This is a genomic window from Cupriavidus sp. SIMBA_020 (assembly GCF_046535395.1).
Lineage (GTDB): Bacteria > Pseudomonadota > Gammaproteobacteria > Burkholderiales > Burkholderiaceae > Cupriavidus > Cupriavidus campinensis.
The window spans coordinates 1-425 of record NZ_JAWRWU010000091.1 but is presented as its reverse complement, the minus strand read 5'-3'; the positions used below and the strand labels follow the sequence as shown (position 1 = coordinate 425).

Sequence of the window (425 nt, the reverse complement as noted above, 5' to 3'; positions counted from 1 at the left end):
TGGGACGACCAGAAGGTGCGCGACGCACTGGCCGCCAACGGCCGCAAGAAGATCGTCGTGGCCGGCCTGTGGACCGAGGTCTGCAACACGACCTTCGCCCTGAGCGCGATGCTGGAAGGCGACTACGAGATCTACATGGTGGCGGATGCCTCGGGCGGCACGACCAAGGAAGCCCACGACTACGCCATGCAGCGCATGATCCAGGCCGGCGTGGTGCCGGTGACGTGGCAGCAGGTGCTGCTGGAATGGCAGCGCGACTGGAAGAACAAGGAAACGTACGACGCCGTGACCGGCCTGGCCAAGCAACACTCGGGCGCCTACGGCATGGGCATCGACTACGCCTACACCATGGTCCACAAGGCTGCCCAGCGCACCCAGACGCCGCACGCATCCATCGCCCCGGTGCACGCGCCGGTGATCGAGTA

The 425-nt window shown here is 66.1% G+C and carries 1 protein-coding gene; it reads left to right on the top strand.

Features of this window, described 5'->3' with window-relative positions:
* The coding region (locus SB751_RS28280) for an isochorismatase family protein (protein WP_410748821.1) at window positions 1-425 on the top strand (425 nt) is incomplete at both ends.